The organism is Streptomyces sp. NPDC002785 (assembly GCF_040295565.1).
GTDB lineage: Bacteria > Actinomycetota > Actinomycetes > Streptomycetales > Streptomycetaceae > Streptomyces.
This window is the reverse complement of the sequence record NZ_JBEOVN010000170.1, coordinates 1-16,841: the sequence shown is the minus strand read 5'-3', so window position 1 is coordinate 16,841 and position 16,841 is coordinate 1. Positions and strand designations below refer to the sequence as shown.

Annotated in this window: 4 protein-coding genes; all 4 read right to left on the bottom strand. The window is 72.2% G+C overall.

All coding sequences use genetic code 11. From position 1 onward, the window contains the following. Nucleotides 1-717, bottom strand: a 717-nt coding sequence (locus ABTZ94_RS29230) for a beta-ketoacyl synthase N-terminal-like domain-containing protein (RefSeq protein WP_351205075.1), incomplete at its 3' end; no start/stop codon positions are given. A gap of 13 nt (nucleotides 718-730) precedes the next feature. Beyond that, a complete protein-coding gene (locus tag ABTZ94_RS29225) occupies nucleotides 731-4,168 on the bottom strand; it encodes a type I polyketide synthase (protein ID WP_351205073.1) in 3,438 nt (1,145 codons plus the stop codon). After that, nucleotides 4,165-10,710 carry a type I polyketide synthase gene (locus ABTZ94_RS29220; protein WP_502967328.1) on the bottom strand — a complete coding sequence of 2,182 codons (6,546 nt, stop codon included), beginning with the start codon at nucleotides 10,708-10,710 and terminating at the stop codon, nucleotides 4,165-4,167. Before ABTZ94_RS29220 ends, ABTZ94_RS29225 begins: the two co-directional genes overlap by 4 nt. Before the next feature lie 2 nt (nucleotides 10,711-10,712). Further along, a partial coding sequence (locus ABTZ94_RS29215; RefSeq protein ID WP_502967327.1) for a type I polyketide synthase occupies nucleotides 10,713-16,841 on the bottom strand: 6,129 nt, incomplete at its 5' end.

The following is a 16,841-nucleotide window of genomic DNA, read 5'->3' as shown; positions in this document are numbered from 1 at the left end:
CGGCGAGGTCATCACCGTCACTCCGCCCGCCAGGGCCAGCGAGGACTCCCCCGACCGCAGCGACTGCACCGCCAGGTGGAGGGCGACCAGCGACGACGAGCAGGCGGTGTCGATAGTCACCGCCGGGCCCTCCAGACCGAGGACGTACGAGACCCGGCCCGAGAGCACCCCGCCGAGGGCTCCGGTCATCAGATAGCCCTCGACGTCGTCGGGGATGTTTTCGGGATCGGCGCGGTAGTCGCTGCCGACCGCGCCGGTGAAGACGCCGACCGGCTTTCCCCGCAGCCGGGCCGGGTCGACACCCGCCCGCTCCAACGCCTCCCACGACGCCTCCAGCATCAACCGCTGCTGCGGATCCATCGCCAACGCCTCACGCGGCGAAATACCGAAGAACCCGGCATCGAACCCGGCGGCGTCATCCAGGAACCCGCCCTCACGGGCATAACTCGTCCCCGCGTGATCCGGATCCTCATCGAACAGAGACCCCAGATCCCAGCCCCGGTCGTCCGGGAACCCACCAATGACATCCACCTCATCGGCGACCAGCCGCCACAATCCCTCCGGCGACGACACCCCACCGGGGAAACGGCATGCCACCCCCACGATCGCCACCGGTTCCGTGCTCGCGGCGCTCAACTCGGCGATCTTCTTACGGGCTTGGTGCAGGTCCGCCGTCACCTTCTTGAGGTATTTGACGAGCTTCTCTTCGTTCCCCACCTGGCTCATCTCTTTATGCCTCTCCGAATTCCGCGTCGATGAAGGCGAAGACGTCGTCCACCGAGGCCGATTCGAGCTTGGCCTCGACGTCGGCCTCGTCCGTTCGGGCGCCGCCGCCCGCTGCCTCCAACTTCGCGGTCAGTGCCTGGAGTCGGGTGATGAGGCCGGTGGCCTCGATCCGGTGGGGTGCGAGCGTGCCGGCCACGTCTTCGAGACGGCGCAGCTCGGCCAGGAGCGCTTCCTCGGCCGCACCCGTGGTGAAGAGCTCGTCCCTGAGGTGGTGCATGAGCGCCGTGGGCGTCGGGTGGTCGAAGACGAGCGTGCTGGGCAGGCGCAGGCCGGTCAGACGGGAGAGCCGGTTGCGCAGGTCGACGGCGGCGAGGGAGGTGAAGCCGACTTCGCCGAAGGCGCGGCCGGGCGGCAGTTCGGCCGCCGATTCGTGGCCGAGTACGGCGGCCGCCGAGGTGCGGACCAGGTTGAGCAGGGTGTGGTCCCGTTCCTCCGCCGACATCGCGGCGAGCCGATGGACGAGACTTTCGGCGGCCGTGCCCGCCGCCGTGTCGTCCCGCGACGGCCGGCCATCCGCGCCGGGCGTCGCCGCACCCGCTGTCCGGCCTCCGGCGGCCCAGGCGCTGTCGAGCCAGTACCGCTGATGCTGGAAGGCGTAGGTCGGCAGCTCCACCGGTCGGTCGGCGCTCCGCCCCACGACGGCGTTCCAGTCGACCGTCACCCCGCGCACGTGCAGGGTGGCCAGGGATTCCATGAAGCGGCGCGGGCCGTTCTCGTCCCGGCGCAGGGTCCCGGTCACCACCTTGGGGGTGGCCGTGGCGTCGCCCTCCAGGGTCTGTTCGATGGCGGGGACCAGCACCGGGTGCGTACTGACTTCCACGAACACGCCGTGTCCGGCTGCCGCCAGGGCGCGGACGGCCGGGTCGAAGCGGACGGTCCGGCGCAGATTCCGGTACCAGTACCCGGCATCGAGCCCGGCGGTGTCGAAGAGCCCGCCGGTCACCGTCGAGTAGAACGGCACCGCACCCGACCGGGGCGAGAGACCGGCCAGGGACTGGCGCAGTTCGCCCTCGATGGCCTCCATCTGGACGGAGTGGCCCGCACTGTTGTTGAGCAGGAGCTGCCGTGCCCGGATTCCCGCGGTCTCGCAGCCGGCCAGGAGTTCCCCCAGCGCCTCGAGGTCTCCGCTGACGACCGTCGAGGCGGGGCCGTTGACGGCCGCGATATCGAGTTTGCCCGGCCACTCCTTGATCAGCTCCGCCACCCGGTCCACGGCTTCGGCGATCGAGGCCATGCCGCCCTTTCCCGGCAGGCCGACGATCGCGCGGCTGCGCATGACCACCAAGGTCGCCGCGTCCTCCAGCGTGAGCCCGCCGGCCACGCAGGCGGCGGCGATCTCCCCCTGCGAGTGGCCCACGACCGCGTCCGGCACGACGCCGCTCGCCTGCCAGAGCGCCGCCAGCGACACCATGACGGCGAACGACACGGGCTGTACGACGTCGATGGTGTCCAGCGAGGGGGCGCCCTCCGCCTGGCGGATCACATCGAGCAGCGACCAGCCGGTCAGCGGGTCCAGGGCCTTCGCGCACTCCTCCATCCGGGCCGTGAACACGGGCGCGGTGTCGAGGAGGTCGGCGGCCATACCGGCCCATTGGGCGCCCTGCCCGGGGAAGACGAAGACCTTCCGTCCCTTGACGGCCCCGCCCTCGCCGACGACGACGCCGGGTGCGGCTTCCGCACCCGCGAGGCCCGCCGGATCCGCGGCATCGGCGGGATCGGCAGGATCGGCAGGATCGGCGAGGGCCTCAAGCCCGGCCAGTGCCTCGGCGCGATCGCCCGCGACGACGACCGCCCGTTCGGGCAGCACGCTTCGGGTGTGTACGAGCGAACGTGCCACGTCGGTCGCGCTCACCTCGGGGTTGCGGGTGAGAAAGGCGGCCAACTCCCGTGCCTGTCCGGCCAGTCCGGCAGCGGAGCCACGGGCCGACACCAGCAGGGGGACGGCTTCGCCGCCCAGCAGACCGTGCGTTTCCTCCTCGGCGCCGATCGCCGCCGGTTGCGGGGCCTGTTCGAGAATCACGTGGGAGTTGGTGCCGCTGACGCCGAAGCTGGACACTCCGGCCCGCCGGGGCCGGTCCAGCTCCGGCCAGGGACGGGCCTGGGTCAACACCTCGACGCGGCCGGCCGTCCAGTCGACGTGCGGGGTCGGCTCGTCCACGTGCAGGGTCCGGGGCAGCACTCCGTGCCGCATCGCCATGACCATCTTGATGACTCCGGCGACCCCGGCGGCGGCCTGCGCGTGTCCGATGTTCGACTTCAACGAGCCCAGCCACAACGGTTGGTCCGCTTCCCTGCCCTGCCCGTAGGTCACCAGGACGGCCTGTGCCTCGATGGGGTCGCCCAGGGCCGTGCCCGTGCCGTGGGCCTCCACCGCGTCGACGGCGGCGGGCACCAGGCCCGCGTTGGCGAGCGCCGCACGGATCACGCGCTGCTGCGAGGGCCCGTTGGGGGCGGTCAGACCGTTCGACGCGCCGTCCTGGTTCACGGCGGAGCCGCGGACGACTCCCCAGATCCGCCGCCCGTTGCGTACCGCGTCCGACAGCCGCTCGAGGAGCAGCACGCCCACGCCTTCGGCGAGTCCGGTGCCGTCGGCCGTCCCCGCGAACGCCTTGCACCGGGCGTCGGCGGACAGGCCGCGCTGGCGCGAGGAGCCGATGAGGGTGAACGGCGTGGCCATCACGGTCGCGCCCCCGGCCAGCGCGAGCGAGGACTCCCCCGACCGCAGCGACTGCGCCGCCAAGTGCAGCGCCACCAGCGACGACGAGCACGCGGTGTCAATGGTCACCGCCGGGCCCTCAAGGCCCAGGAAGTACGACACCCGGCCCGCCAGCACACTCAGCGAGGCACCCGTCATCAGATGGCCCTCGAGGCCCTCCGGGATGTTGTGCGTATCGGCGCGGTAGTCGCCACCGGCCGTGCCGGTGAAGACGCCGACGTCGGTGCCGCGCACGCTGACAGGGTCGATCCCGGCCCGCTCCAGCGCCTCCCACGACGTCTCCAGCATCAGCCGCTGCTGCGGGTCCATCGCCAACGCCTCACGCGGCGAGATTCCGAAGAATCCGGCGTCGAACCCGGCGACGTCGTCCATGAAGCCGCCCTCACGGGCGTAACTCGTGCCCGCGTGATCCGGATCGGGGTCGAAGAGCGCCTCGCGGTCCCAGCCCCGGTCCTCAGGGAACTCGGTGATGACGTCGGACTCGTCGGCGACCAGCCGCCACAGTTCCTCGGGGGTGGTCACCCCGCCCGGGAGACGGCAGGCCATGCCGACGATGGCGATCGGTTCGGTGTTCGCGCTCTCCAGTTCACGCACTCGGTTCTGGAAGCGGCGGGCGTCCGCGAGAGCGCGCTTCAGGTACTCGCGGAGCCGCTGCTCGTTACTCATGCCGTGTGCCCTTCCTGAAGACCGTACTCGCTGTCGATCAGCTTGAACATCTCGTCGTCGGTGGCCGAGTCGAGATCGATCTCCTCGACCGCTCCTTCCGGTCCGCCCGCCCCTTCCGCTCCGGAGTCGTGCTGCCATCGGGCGGTGAGCGCCCGGAGCCGGGCAAGGACCCGGCGGCGCGCCGTGTCGTCGGGTTCGAGCCCGGCGAACGAGGCTTCGAGGCTGTCGAGTTCCGCCATCAGGAGCTCGACCTCGTCGGTGCCCTGGCCGAGCTCTCCCTCCAGGTACTTCGTCAGCCTCAGCGGAGTGGGGTAGTCGAAGATGAGCGTCGCGGGCAGCCGCAGTCCGGTCAGGGCGGAGAGCCGGTTGCGCAGCTCGACGGAGGTGAGGGAGTCGAACCCGATCTCGTTCAGGGCCCGGTCCGGCTCGCACTGGTCGTCGGACGCGAAGCCCAGGATGGTCGCGGCCTCGTGCTGGACCATCTCCAGCAGGATCCGTTCCCGCTCGTTCCTTGATACCCGGGCCAGCCGCTTCGCCAGGGTGTCCGGGCTCGTGTCGGCGCCCTGGGCGGAGCGCCGGCCTGCCAGGGCGAGTCCGCGCAGGATGGCGGGCACCGGGCCGTTCCCGGCGTGGGTCCGCAGGGCGGCGAAGTCCAACTTCACCGGGACCAGGGCAGCTTCGGGCACCTGGAACGAGGCGTCGAAGAGGTCCATGCCCTCGTCCGCGGTGATCGCGACCATGCCGCCCCGGGCGATGCGCTTGTGGTCGGCATCGCTCAGGTGCGCGCTCATGTCGGTCGCCCGCGCCCACAGTCCCCAGCCGAGCGAGGTCGCGGCCAGGCCGCGCGCGTGGCGGTGCTGGGCGAGCGCGTCGAGGAAGGCGTTCGCGGCCGCGTAGTTGCCCTGCCCGGGTGACTCGAAGGAGCCCGACGCGGAGGAGAACAGCACGAAGGCCGCCAGATCGAGCTCTTGGGTCAGTTCGTGCAGGTTCAGCGCCGCGTCCACCTTGGGCCGGAAGACCGTGTCGAGGCGCTCGGGGGTGAGGGTGGAGACGACACCGTCGTCCAGGACGCCCGAGGTGTGCACGACGGCGGTCAGCGGGGCATCGGCCGGTACGGAGGCCAGCAGGCCGGCCACCGCGTCACGGTCGGAAACATCGCAGGCCACGATGCGCACGCGGGCGCCGAGGCCGGTGAGCTCCGCCTCCAGAGCGGCGGCGTCCGGCGCGTCGGGACCGCGCCGGCTGACCAGCAGCAGGCTGCGGACATGGTGTTGCTCCACCAGGCGCCGGGCCACCATGCGTCCGAGGGTCCCGGTGCCTCCGGTGACCAGCACGGTGCCGCGCGGGTCCAGTGCCCGTGGGAGGACCAATACATTCTTGCCGGTGTGCTTGCCCTGGCTCATGTACCGGAAGGCAGTCGGCGCGTGCCGCACGTCCCAGGTCGTCAGCGGCAGCGGGGTCAGGACGCCCCGCTCGAACAGCTCGACCAGGTCGGCCAGCATCCGCTGGATCCGTCCGCTGTCGACGTCGCCCAGGACGAACGCCTCGTACGCGACCCCGGGGTGCTTCCGCGCGACCTCGTCGGCGGCCCTGACATCGGTGCGGCCCATCTCGGCGAAGCGTCCGCCGCGCGGCAGCAGCCGCAGCGACGCGTCGAGGAACTCCCCGGCCAGGGAATTCAGTACGACATCCACACCCCGGCCGTCCGTCGCTTCCAGGAACCGCTGCTCGAACTCCAGGGTCCGGGAGTTCGCGATCCGCTCGTCGGCGATTCCGGCGGCCCTGACCACGTCCCACTTCCCGGGACTCGCGGTCGCGAACACCTCCGCGCCCCAATGGCGGGCGAGCTGGATCGCGGCCATTCCGACGCCGCCGGCGGCGGCGTGGACGAGCAGCGATTCGCCGGACTTGAGGTCGGCGAGGTCGCGCAGCGCGTAGTACGCGGTCAGGAACACCGTCGGGATCGAGGCGGCCTGCTCGAACGACCAGCCGCAGGGGATGGGGACCACGGTGCGTTGGTCGGAGACGGCGAGCGGGCCGGCGGCGCCGGGGAAAATGCCGAGGACACGGTCGCCGACGGCCAGTTCCTCGACGTCCGGGGCCACTTCGGCGACGATGCCCGCGCCTTCGGTGCCGAGCTCCGCCTCCGGGTCGGGGTACAGCCCGAGGCCGATCATCACGTCGCGGAAGTTGAGTCCCGCGGCCCGCATCTCGATGCGGACCTGGCCGGGTGCCAGGGGTTCGGCCGCCTCTGGGGCGGGCGCGAGGGGCAGATTCTCCAGCGTGCCGTCGGGGCCGGCCGCCAGTCGCCAGGTCCGCTGGTCGGCGGGGACCGTCAGGGCCCCGGCCGATTCCGTACGGGCCAGGCGGCGTGCGTACGCGACGCCGTCGCGGACGGCGAACTGGGGCTCGTCGCCGGTGAGGAGGGCCGGCAGCAGTGCCGCCGGCCCGGGGGTGCCGTCGGTGTCGACGAGCACGATCCGGCCGGGGTTCTCCGCCTGCGCGGACCGCAGCAGACCGCAGACGGCCGCGCCGGCCAGGTCGGTCAGCTCGCCGGGGTGCTCCACCGCGACGGCCGCGTGTGTCACGGCGACGAGGCGGGTGTCCTGGAGGCCGGGTTCGGCCAGCCATGCCTGGATCACCTCCAGGACGCGGGTGGTGGCCTCCCGTACCCCTGCGGCGTCGGCGCGTTCGGCGTCGACGTCGAGGAGGAGTACGCCGGTATCGGTTCCGGCGAGGGCGCGGACATCTTCGGCGGTGACGACCGGCGCCGTTTCCAGGTCCGCGTCGGACGGCTTCAGCGGCAGTCGTTCCCACACCACACAAAACAGCTGGTCCCGGAGGGCGGCCGCGCCCGCATCGAGCAGTTCGGGCGCGAGGGGCCGGGCCACAAGGGACTCGATGGAGGCGACGGGGGCTCCGGTGGCATCGGCCAGGCGCAGCGTGATCGTGTCGGGTCCGGACGGGACGGCGTGGACGCGCAGGGCGGTGGCCCTGGCCGCGTACACGCGTACGTCGTTCCACGCGAAGGGCAGCACGAGCCGCTGGTCCGGGCCCCCCTGCACGCTGCCGGCGTGGAGACAGGCGTCAAGCAGAGCGGGGTGGAGGGCGTAGCCTTCGGTGGCACCGGCCTCCTCCGGGAGGGTGACCTCGGCGAAGAGCTCCTCGCCTCGCGTCCACACGGCCCGCAGGCCCTGGAACGCGGGCCCGTAGCCGTATCCGGCGTCGGCGAGTGCCTCGTACGCGGTCGTCGCCACGTCGTCCACGGCGACCGCGCCCTGCGGCGGCCACTGGGTCAGTTCGAAGTCGGGGGCCGTGGTATCGGGGGCGAGCCGCCCGGAGGCGTGCCGGGTCCACGCCGTTCCCGGTCCCGCGTCCTCACCGCGGGCATGCACCTGGACAAGCCGCTGCCCGGACTCGTCGGCGTCACCGACCTCCACCCGCAGCTGTACGCCGCCGTGTTCGGGCATGACGAGCGGAGCCTCGATCACCAGCTCGGCCAGCAGCCCGCATCCGACCTCGTCACCGGCTCGCACGGCAAGCTCGACAAACGCCGTCCCCGGTACCAGGACGGTCCCGGCCGCCGCGTGATCGGCCAGCCACGGATGCGTACGGAGCGAGAGCCGGGAGGTGAAGAGCAGGCCGCCCCGGCCGGGCACGTCGGCCATCGCGCCGAGCAGCGGATGGTCGGCGGCGGCCAGGCCCAGACCGGCCGGGTCTCCCGAACCCCCCTTGTTCTCCAGCCAGTAGCGCTGCCGCTGGAAGGCGTACGTGGGCAACTCGGTGTAGCTTGCGGAGACTTCACCGAGTACGGCGTTCCAGTCGACGGCCGTGCCTCGCGTGTGGAGGGCGGCCAGGGATTCCAGGAAGCGGCGCGGGCCGTTCTCGTCCCGGCGCAGGGTCCCGGTCACCACCTTGGGGGTGGCCGTGGAGCGGTCCTCCAGGGTCTGTTCGATGGCGGGGACCAGCACCGGGTGCGTACTGACTTCCACGAACGCGCCGTGTCCGGCTGCCGCCAGGGCGCGGACGGCCGGGTCGAAGCGGACGGTCCGGCGCAGATTCCGGTACCAGTACCCGGCGTCGAGTCCGGCGGTGTCGAAGAGCGCGCCGGTCACCGTCGAGTAGAACGGCACCGCACCCGACCGGGGCGCGATCTTCGCCAGTGTCGTGTGCAGCTCGCTCTCGATGGATTCGACGTGGACCGAGTGCGAGGCGTAGTCGACGGGGATCTCCCGGACCCGGACACCTGATTCTTCGCAGGTCAGGACCAGTTCGCGCAGGGCTTTGCGCTCGCCCGCGACGACGATCGCCGCAGGTCCGTTGACGGCCGCGATGTCGATCTCGCCGGGCCACTGCTTGATCAGCTCCGCCACCCGGTCGGCGTCCGCCGCGATCGAGGCCATGCCGCCCCGGCCCGACAGCCCGGCCGCGATCGCCCGGCTGCGCAGGGCCACGACCGTCGCCGCGTCCCGCAGCGTCAGGCCACCGGCCACGCAGGCCGCGGCGATCTCGCCCTGGGAGTGGCCGACCACCGCGTCCGGAACGACACCGCACGCCTCCCACAGCGCCGCCAGGGACACCATCACGGCGAACGACACCGGCTGCACGACGTCGACCGCGTCGAGCGAGGGGGCCCCGTCCGCCTGCCGGATGACGTCGAGGAGCGACCAGCCGGTCAGCGGGTCCAGTACCTTCGCGCACTGCGCCATCCGGGCCGCGAACACCGGTGAGGCGTCGAGGAGATCGGCCCCCATACCGGCCCACTGCGCACCCTGGCCCGGGAAGACGAGCACCTTGCGTCCGTTGACGGATCCGCCCTCGCCGGTGACCACACCGGGCGCGGACTCCCCCTTGCCCAAAGCCTCCAGACCCGCCAGCGCCTCGTCACGGTCACCCGCGACCACCACCGCCCGCTCGGGCAGCAGACTCCGCGTCCGGATCAGCGAACGCGCCGTGTCCAGGGCGCTCATATCCGGCTGCTCGCCGAGGAACGACGCCAGGTTCTGGGCCTGGCCCGCGAGTCCGGCCCTGCCGCGTGCCGACAGCGCCAACGGGACGGCACCACCGCCCAGCACTCCGGGCGTCCCGCTCTCGCCGCCGGGCGCCGTCTCCGGGGCCTGCTCCAGGATGACGTGGGCATTGGTGCCACTGACCCCGAAGGAGGAGACGCCCGCGCGGCGCGGACGGTCCAGCTCGGGCCAGGGGCGCGCCTCCGTCAGGAGCTCGACGGCTCCGGCCGCCCAGTCCACCTGCGGGTTCGGCTCATCCACGCGCAGGGTGCGGGGCAGCACTCCGTGCCGCATCGCCATCACCATCTTGATCACACCGGCGACACCTGCAGCGGCCTGTGTGTGCCCGATGTTCGACTTCACCGACCCCAGCCACAACGGCTCGTCGGTCTTCCGTCCCTGCCCATACGTGGCGAGCAGCGCCTCGGCCTCGATCGGGTCGCCCAGCGGCGTCCCGGTGCCGTGCGCCTCCACGACGTCGACGTCCGACACGGCCAGCCCGGCGTTCGCGAGGGCCCGGCGGATCACCCGTTGCTGCGACGGCCCGTTGGGGGCGGTCAGACCGTTCGAAGCACCGTCCTGATTCACCGCCGAGCCGCGGACGACACCCAGGATCCGGCGTCCGTTGCGCACCGCGTCCGACAACCGCTCCAGCAGCAGCATGCCGACGCCCTCGGCCCAGCCCGTGCCGTCCGCCGCGGCCGCGAACGGCTTGCAGCGACCGTCCACGGCCAGGCCCCGCTGCCGCGAGAAGTCCACGAACACGTCCGAGCCGCTCATCACGGTGACACCGCCGGCCAGCGCGAGGGAGGACTCCCCGGAGCGCAGCGACTGCGCGGCCAGGTGCAGGGTCACCAGCGACGACGAGCAGGCCGTGTCGACGGTGACCGCCGGGCCTTCGAGCCCGAGGAAGTACGACACGCGGCCGGACAGCACACTGCCCGCGCCACCGGTCATCAGGTAGCCCTCGACGCTGTCGGGGTCCGAGCCCATGCCCTCGGAGTGTCCGGCGGAGTAGTCGTGGTACATGTCGCCGGCGAAGACGCCGACGGGCTTGCCGCGCAGGGCGGCCGGGTCGACGCCCGCCCGCTCCAACGCCTCCCACGACGTCTCCAGCACCAACCGCTGCTGCGGATCCATCGCCAGCGCCTCACGCGGCGAGATACCGAAGAAGGACGCGTCGAACTGGTCCGCGTCATGCAGGAATCCGCCCTCGCGGACATAGGTCGTGCCGGAGTGAACGGGGTCCGGGTGGTAGAGGTTCTCCAGGTTCCAACCACGGTTCACCGGGAACCCGGAGATCCCGTCACCGCCGGAGGCCACCAGCTCCCAGAGCTGCTCGGGCGACGACACTCCGCCCGGGAAACGGCAGGCCATCCCCACGATCGCGATCGGTTCGGAGTTGGCGGCGACAACCCGGTCGTACTGCTCCCGGAGACGCGCGTTCTCCTTCAGCGACGCACGCAGGGCATCGACGATCTGCCCGCTCTGAGCGTCCATGGTCTCCTCTTCCTTCCTTCGGCTGTCGATCACGATCAGGACTGTGTGGTGCCCAGAGCCCGCTGCACGAGGTCGCCGACGCTCATCGCGTCGATGAGGTCCAGCTGCTCGCCGACGCTCGTCCCCGGCCCGGACCCGGCGGCCGCTTCGGCCGCCTCCGAGCGGGCCAGCGACAGCAGCACGTCGAGCACACCGGCCTCGCGGAACCGGTCGAGCGGAACGGAGGACAGCACGCGACGCAGCTCTTCCTCCTGTCCGTCGAAGTCGGCGTCCGCCGTGTCCCCGGCCAGTTCCTCGCACAGGTACTCCATGAGTGCGGCGGGAGTGGGGTAGTTGAAGATCAGCGTGGCGGGGAGGCGCAGTCCGGTCAGGGCGGAGAGCCGGTTGCGCAGCTCGACGGAGGTGAGGGAGTCGAAGCCGATCTCGTTCAGCGCCCGGTCGGGTTCACCCTGGTTGTCGGAGGCGAAGCCGAGGATGGTGGCCACCTCCTGCTGGACCACCTCCAGCAGGATCCGCTTCCGCTCGCTCTCGGTGGCCCGGGAGAGCCGCTTCAGCAGGCTGTCGGCGCTCGCGCCGGCGCTCTGCGCGGACCTCCGGCCCACGGAGACGAGCCCGCGCAGCAGAGCGGGAACGGAGCCCGTCCGCGCCTGCTCCTTGAGCCCGGCGAGGTCCAGCTTGAACGGCACCAGGGCGGCTTCGGGGGCCTGGAGGGCGACGTCGAAGAGGTCCATGCCCTCGTCCACGGAGAGCCCGATCATGCCGCCCCGGGCCATGCGCTTCTGGTCTGCCTCGCTCAGATGCCCGCTGAGGCTCGTCGCCTGCGCCCACAGGCCCCAGCCGAGCGAGGTCGCGGCCAGGCCGCGGGCGTGCCGGTGCTGCGCGAGCGCGTCCAGGAAAGCGTTGGCCGCCGCGTAGTTGGCCTGCCCCGGGGACTCGAAGGAGCCGGCGGCGGAGGAGAACAGCACGAAGGCCGCCAGATCGAGTTCGCGCGTCAGCTCGTGCAGGTTCAGCGCCGCGTCCACCTTGGGCCGGAACACGCTGTCCAGTCGCTCCGGGGTGAGTGCGGAGACGACACCGTCGTCCAGGACACCGGCGGTGTGCACGATGCCGGTCAGCGGAGCCTCTGCCGGTACGGAGGCCAGCAGGTCCGCCACCGCGTCACGGTCCGCGACGTCGCAGGCGGCTGTCCTTACGTGGACGCCGAGCGCCGACAGCTCCGCCTCCAGCTCCGGTACGCCGTCGGCGCTCCGGCCCCGGCGGCCCACCAGGAGCAGGTTCCGTATCCCGTGCTCGGCGACGAGGTTCCGGGCCACCAGGCGGCCCAGTGTGCCCGTGCCGCCGGTCACCAGTACCGTGCCGTCCGGATTCAGTGCCCGGGGCAGGACCAGGACGTTCTTGCCGATGTGCTTGCCCTGGCTCATGTACCGGAACGCGGCGGGCGCGTGCCGCACGTCCCAGGCTGTCAGCGGCAGCGGGGTCAAGGCGCCCTGCTCGAACAGCTCGACCAGGTCGGCCAGCATCCGCTGGACGCGGTCGGCGGTGGCGTCGCCCAGGTCGAAGGCTTCGTAGGCGACCCCCGGGTGCAGGCGCGCGAGTTCGTCGGCGTCGCGGACGTCGGTGCGGCCCATCTCGGCGAAGCGTCCGCCGCGCGGCAGCAGCCGCAGCGAAGCGTCGATGAACTCCCCGGCCAGGGAGTTCAGTACGACATCCACACCCCGGCCGTCGGTGGCGTCCAGGAACCGCTGCTCGAACTCCAGGGTCCGGGAGCTCGCCACCCTGTGCTCGTCAACCCCGTTGGCCCGCAGCGCCTCCCACTTGCCGGGGCTCGCCGTGGCGAAGACCTCGGCGCCGAGATGCCGGGCCACCTGCACGGCGGCCATGCCGACGCCACCGGCGGCGGCGTGGACGAGGACCGATTCACCCGCCTTCAGGCCGGCGAGGTCACGCAGGGCGTAGTAGGCGGTGATGAACGCGACCGGGACCGACGCCGCCTGCTCGAAGGACCAACCGCACGGGATCGGGACGACGGTGCGCTGGTCGGAGACCGCACAAGGGCCCACAGCGGAGGCGAAGAGACCCATCACGCGATCGCCGACAGCGAGACCCTCGACGCCGGGCCCCACTTCGGCGACGATGCCCGCCCCCTCCATGCCGACGGTGGCCGCCGGGTTGGGATACATCCCGAGGCCGATCATCACGTCGCGGAAGTTCAGGCCCGCGGCCCGCATCTCGATGCGGACCTCGCCGGGTGCGAGGGCACGCATCGCTTCGGGTGCCGCAATGAGCGGCAGGTTCTCCAGCGTGCCGTCCGGGCTCGCCGCCAGACGCCAGGACGGCTGGTCGACGGGCAGGGCCAGGGCCCCGGTCGATGCCGTTCGGGCCAGGCGGCGGGCGTGGGCAACGCCGTCGCGGACGGCGAGCTGTGGCTCTCCCGAGGCCAGTAGGGCCGGGAGCAGGGCGTGTGACTCCGCGGTGTTGTCGGTGTCGACGAGCACGATCCGGCCGGGGTTCTCCGCCTGCGCGGAGCGCAGCAGACCGCAGACTGCCGCCGCGGCCAGGTCGGTCAGCTCACCGTCCTGCTCCACCCCGACCGCCGTGTGGGTCACCACGAGCAGGCGCGAGTCCTGGAGGCCGGGGTCGGCCAGCCATGCCTGGACCAGTTCCAGGACGCGGGTGGTGATCTCCCGTACCCCGTCGGCGTCGGCGCGTTCGCCGGTCAGATCGAGGAGGAGTACGCCGGTGTCACGCGCGGCCGGGGCGGACAGGTCCTCGGCGGTGACGACGGGCACCGTGTCCAGGGCCGAACCCGACGGCTTCAACGGCAGCCGCTCCCATGTCACACGGAACATCCGGTCGGCGGCCGCGGTCGCCGCCGTGTCCCCGTCCAGCAGTTCCGCGGCGACGGGGCGGGTGACCAGCGAGCCCACCGCCGCCACCGGGACGCCGTCGGCGTCGGCCAGCAGGACCCGGAAGGCGTCCGGTCCCTGAGGCGTCACGTGCACGCGCAGGGCGCAGGCCCCGGCCGCGTACACCCGTACGTCGGTCCACGCGAAGGGGAGCACCAGCCGCTGGTCCGCGCCGTCCTTGAAGATGCTGGTGTGCAGGGCGGCGTCGAGCAGGGCCGGGTGGAGCGCGTATCCGTCGGTGGCACCGGCCTCTTCGGGAAGGGCGACTTCGGCGAAGAGCTCTTCGCCTCGGGTCCACACGGCCCGCAGCCCCTGGAACGCGGGCCCGTAGCCGTAGCCGGTGCCGGCCAGCTCCTCGTACGCCTCGGCAGCCGCGTTGTCGACCGGGACCGCGCCCAGGGGCGGCCACTGGGTCAGTTCGAAGTCGGGGGTCGTGGTGTCGGGGGCGAGCCTGCCAAAGACGTGCCGCGTCCACGACGAGCCCGGCCCGGCCTCCTCACGGCGGGAGTGGACCTGGACGGTCCGCTGCCCGGACTCGTCGGCCTCGCCGACCTCCACCCGCAGCTGGACACCGCCCTGTTCCGGAAGCGTCAGCGGAGCCTCGATCACCAGCTCGGCCAGCAGTCCGCAGCCGACCTCGTCACCGGCTCGTACCGCCAGCTCGACGAACGCCGTGCCGGGCACGAGCACGGTCCCGGCCGCCGCGTGATCGGCGAGCCAGGGGTGTGTACGCAGCGACAGCCGGGAGCTGAACAGGATGCCGTCCGACCCCGGAACCTCGACGAGCGCACCCAGCAGTGAATGATCGACGGCCCCGAGCCCGAGGCCCGCTGCGTCCCCGGAGGAACCCGTGCCTTCGAGCCAGTAGCGCCGGCGTTGGAAGGCGTAGGTCGGCAACTCCAGTGGCCAGCCCGTGCCTTCGCCCAGCAGGGCGTCCCAGTCGAGGACGACACCGCGCACGTGCAGCCCTGCCAGGGCTTCCACCAAGGAGCGTACGTCGGCGACGGAAGCACGCAGCAAGGGCACGAAGGCCGCGGTCCCGCCAGTGAGGCAGTCGGGTCCCATGGCGGACAGGACCGCGTCGGGACCGAGCTCCAGGAAGGTGGCCGCCTCCGCGCGCTCCAGGGCCCGGACGCCGTCGGCGAACCGGACGGTGGCCCGGACGTGCTCCACCCAGTACTCGGGCCGGCACACCCGCTCCGGATCGGCGATGTCTCCGGTGACGTTGGAGACCATCTCCACGGTCGGGGGATGGAAGGCCAAGGTCTCGGCGACGGCGCGGAACTCTTCGAGCATCGGCTCCATGAGCGCCGAGTGGAAGGCGTGCGAGACCGGCAGGCGCCGGGTCTTCACCCCCTGCGCCGCCAACTTCTCGGCCACGACGAGGGCTTCCTCCTCGTCGCCGGAGATGACGACCGAGACCGGACCGTTCACGGCGGCGATGTCGATGCCCGGGGTGAGGAGCGGACGGACCAGGTCCTCGGGAGCGGCGACCGACACCATCGCGCCGCCGGAGGGAAGTTGCTGCATCAGCCGGCCACGTGCCGCGACCAACGTCGCCGCGTCCTCGAGGGACAGCACACCCGCGACATGCGCGGCGGTCAGCTCGCCCACCGAATGCCCGCCGACGAAGTCCGGCCGGACACCCCAGGACTCCACCAGCCGGAACAACGCCGTCTCCACCGCGAACAGTCCGGCCTGCGTGAACACCGTCTGGTCCAGCGGAGCGTCCTCGGCGCCGAAGACAACGTCCGCGACCGCGTACTCCACGTCGCCGGCCAGCCGTGCGTCCAGCGCCGCGCAGGCCGCGTCGAATGCCTCCCGGAACACCGGAGAGAGGTCGTGCAGGCCCCGGGCCATCCCGACGCGCTGGCTTCCCTGTCCGGTGAACAGGACCGCGAGCAGTCCGTCCTCCACCGCGGTGGCGGTGATCAGGCCGGAAGCGGACTCACCCCGCGCCACCGCCTCCAGACCGTTCAACGCCTCGTCCCGGTCACCCGCCACGACGACCGCACGCTCCGACAGCGCACCCCGCGTCCGTACGAGCGAGCGCGCCGCGTCCCGCAGGTCCGCATCCGCGTTCCGCTTCAGGAAGCGCGCCAACTCCTGTGCCTGTCCGGTGAGTCCGGCCTTGCCGCGTGCGGAGAGCGCAAGCGGCACCGGCCTGCCTCCGAGCGCGCCGGAGGCACCGCTGGGGGGCTGCTGTTCGGGGGCCTGTTCCAGGATGACGTGGGCGTTGGTGCCGCTGACCCCGAATCCCGAGACGCCCGCCCTGCGGGGGCGGTCCACCTCCGGCCAGGGGCGTGCTTCCGTCAGCAGCTCCACCGCGCCCGCCGTCCAGTCCACCTGCGGCGTCGGCTCGTCCACGTGGAGTGTGCGCGGCAGCACACCATGCCGCATCGCCATCACCATCTTGATGACTCCGGCGACACCGGCGGCCGCCTGCGCGTGTCCGATGTTGGACTTCAACGAGCCCAGCCACAACGGCTGTTCGGCATTCCGGCCCTGCCCGTACGTGGCGAGCAGCGCCTGCGCCTCGATCGGGTCACCCAGTGATGTCCCGGTACCGTGGGCCTCCACGGCGTCGACGTCCGTCGCCGCGAGCCCCGCGTTGGCCAGCGCCCGGCGGATCACCCGTTGCTGCGACGGCCCGTTGGGGGCGGTCAGGCCGTTCGACGCACCGTCCTGGTTCACGGCGGATCCGCGGACGACGCCCAGAATCCGCCGCCCGTTGCGTACCGCGTCCGACAGCCGCTCGAGGAGCAGAACGCCCGCGCCCTCCGCCCAGCCGGTACCGTCCGCCGCTGCCGCGAACGACTTGCAACGGCCGTCCAACGCCAGGCCGCGCTGGCGCGAGAACCAGACGAAGGCGTCCGAGGCCGCCATGACGGTGACGCCGCCGGCCAGCGCGAGGGAGGACTCCCCGGAGCGCAGCGACTGCGCGGCCAGGTGCAGGGTCACCAGCGAGGACGAGCAGGCCGTGTCGACGGTGACCGCCGGGCCTTCGAGCCCGAGGAGGTAGGACACCCGGCCGGACAGCACACTGCCCGCGCCGCCGGTGAGAATGAAACCTTCGAGTCCGTCGGGGAGTTCGTGCAGATCGGCGCCGTAGTCGTGGAAGGCGATGCCGGTGAAGACGCCGACGGGCTTGCCGTGCAGGGCGGCCGCGTCGATGCCCGCGCGCTCCAACGCCTCCCAGGAGGTTTCCAGCATCAGCCGCTGCTGCGGATCCATCGCCAGCGCCTCACGCGGCGAGAT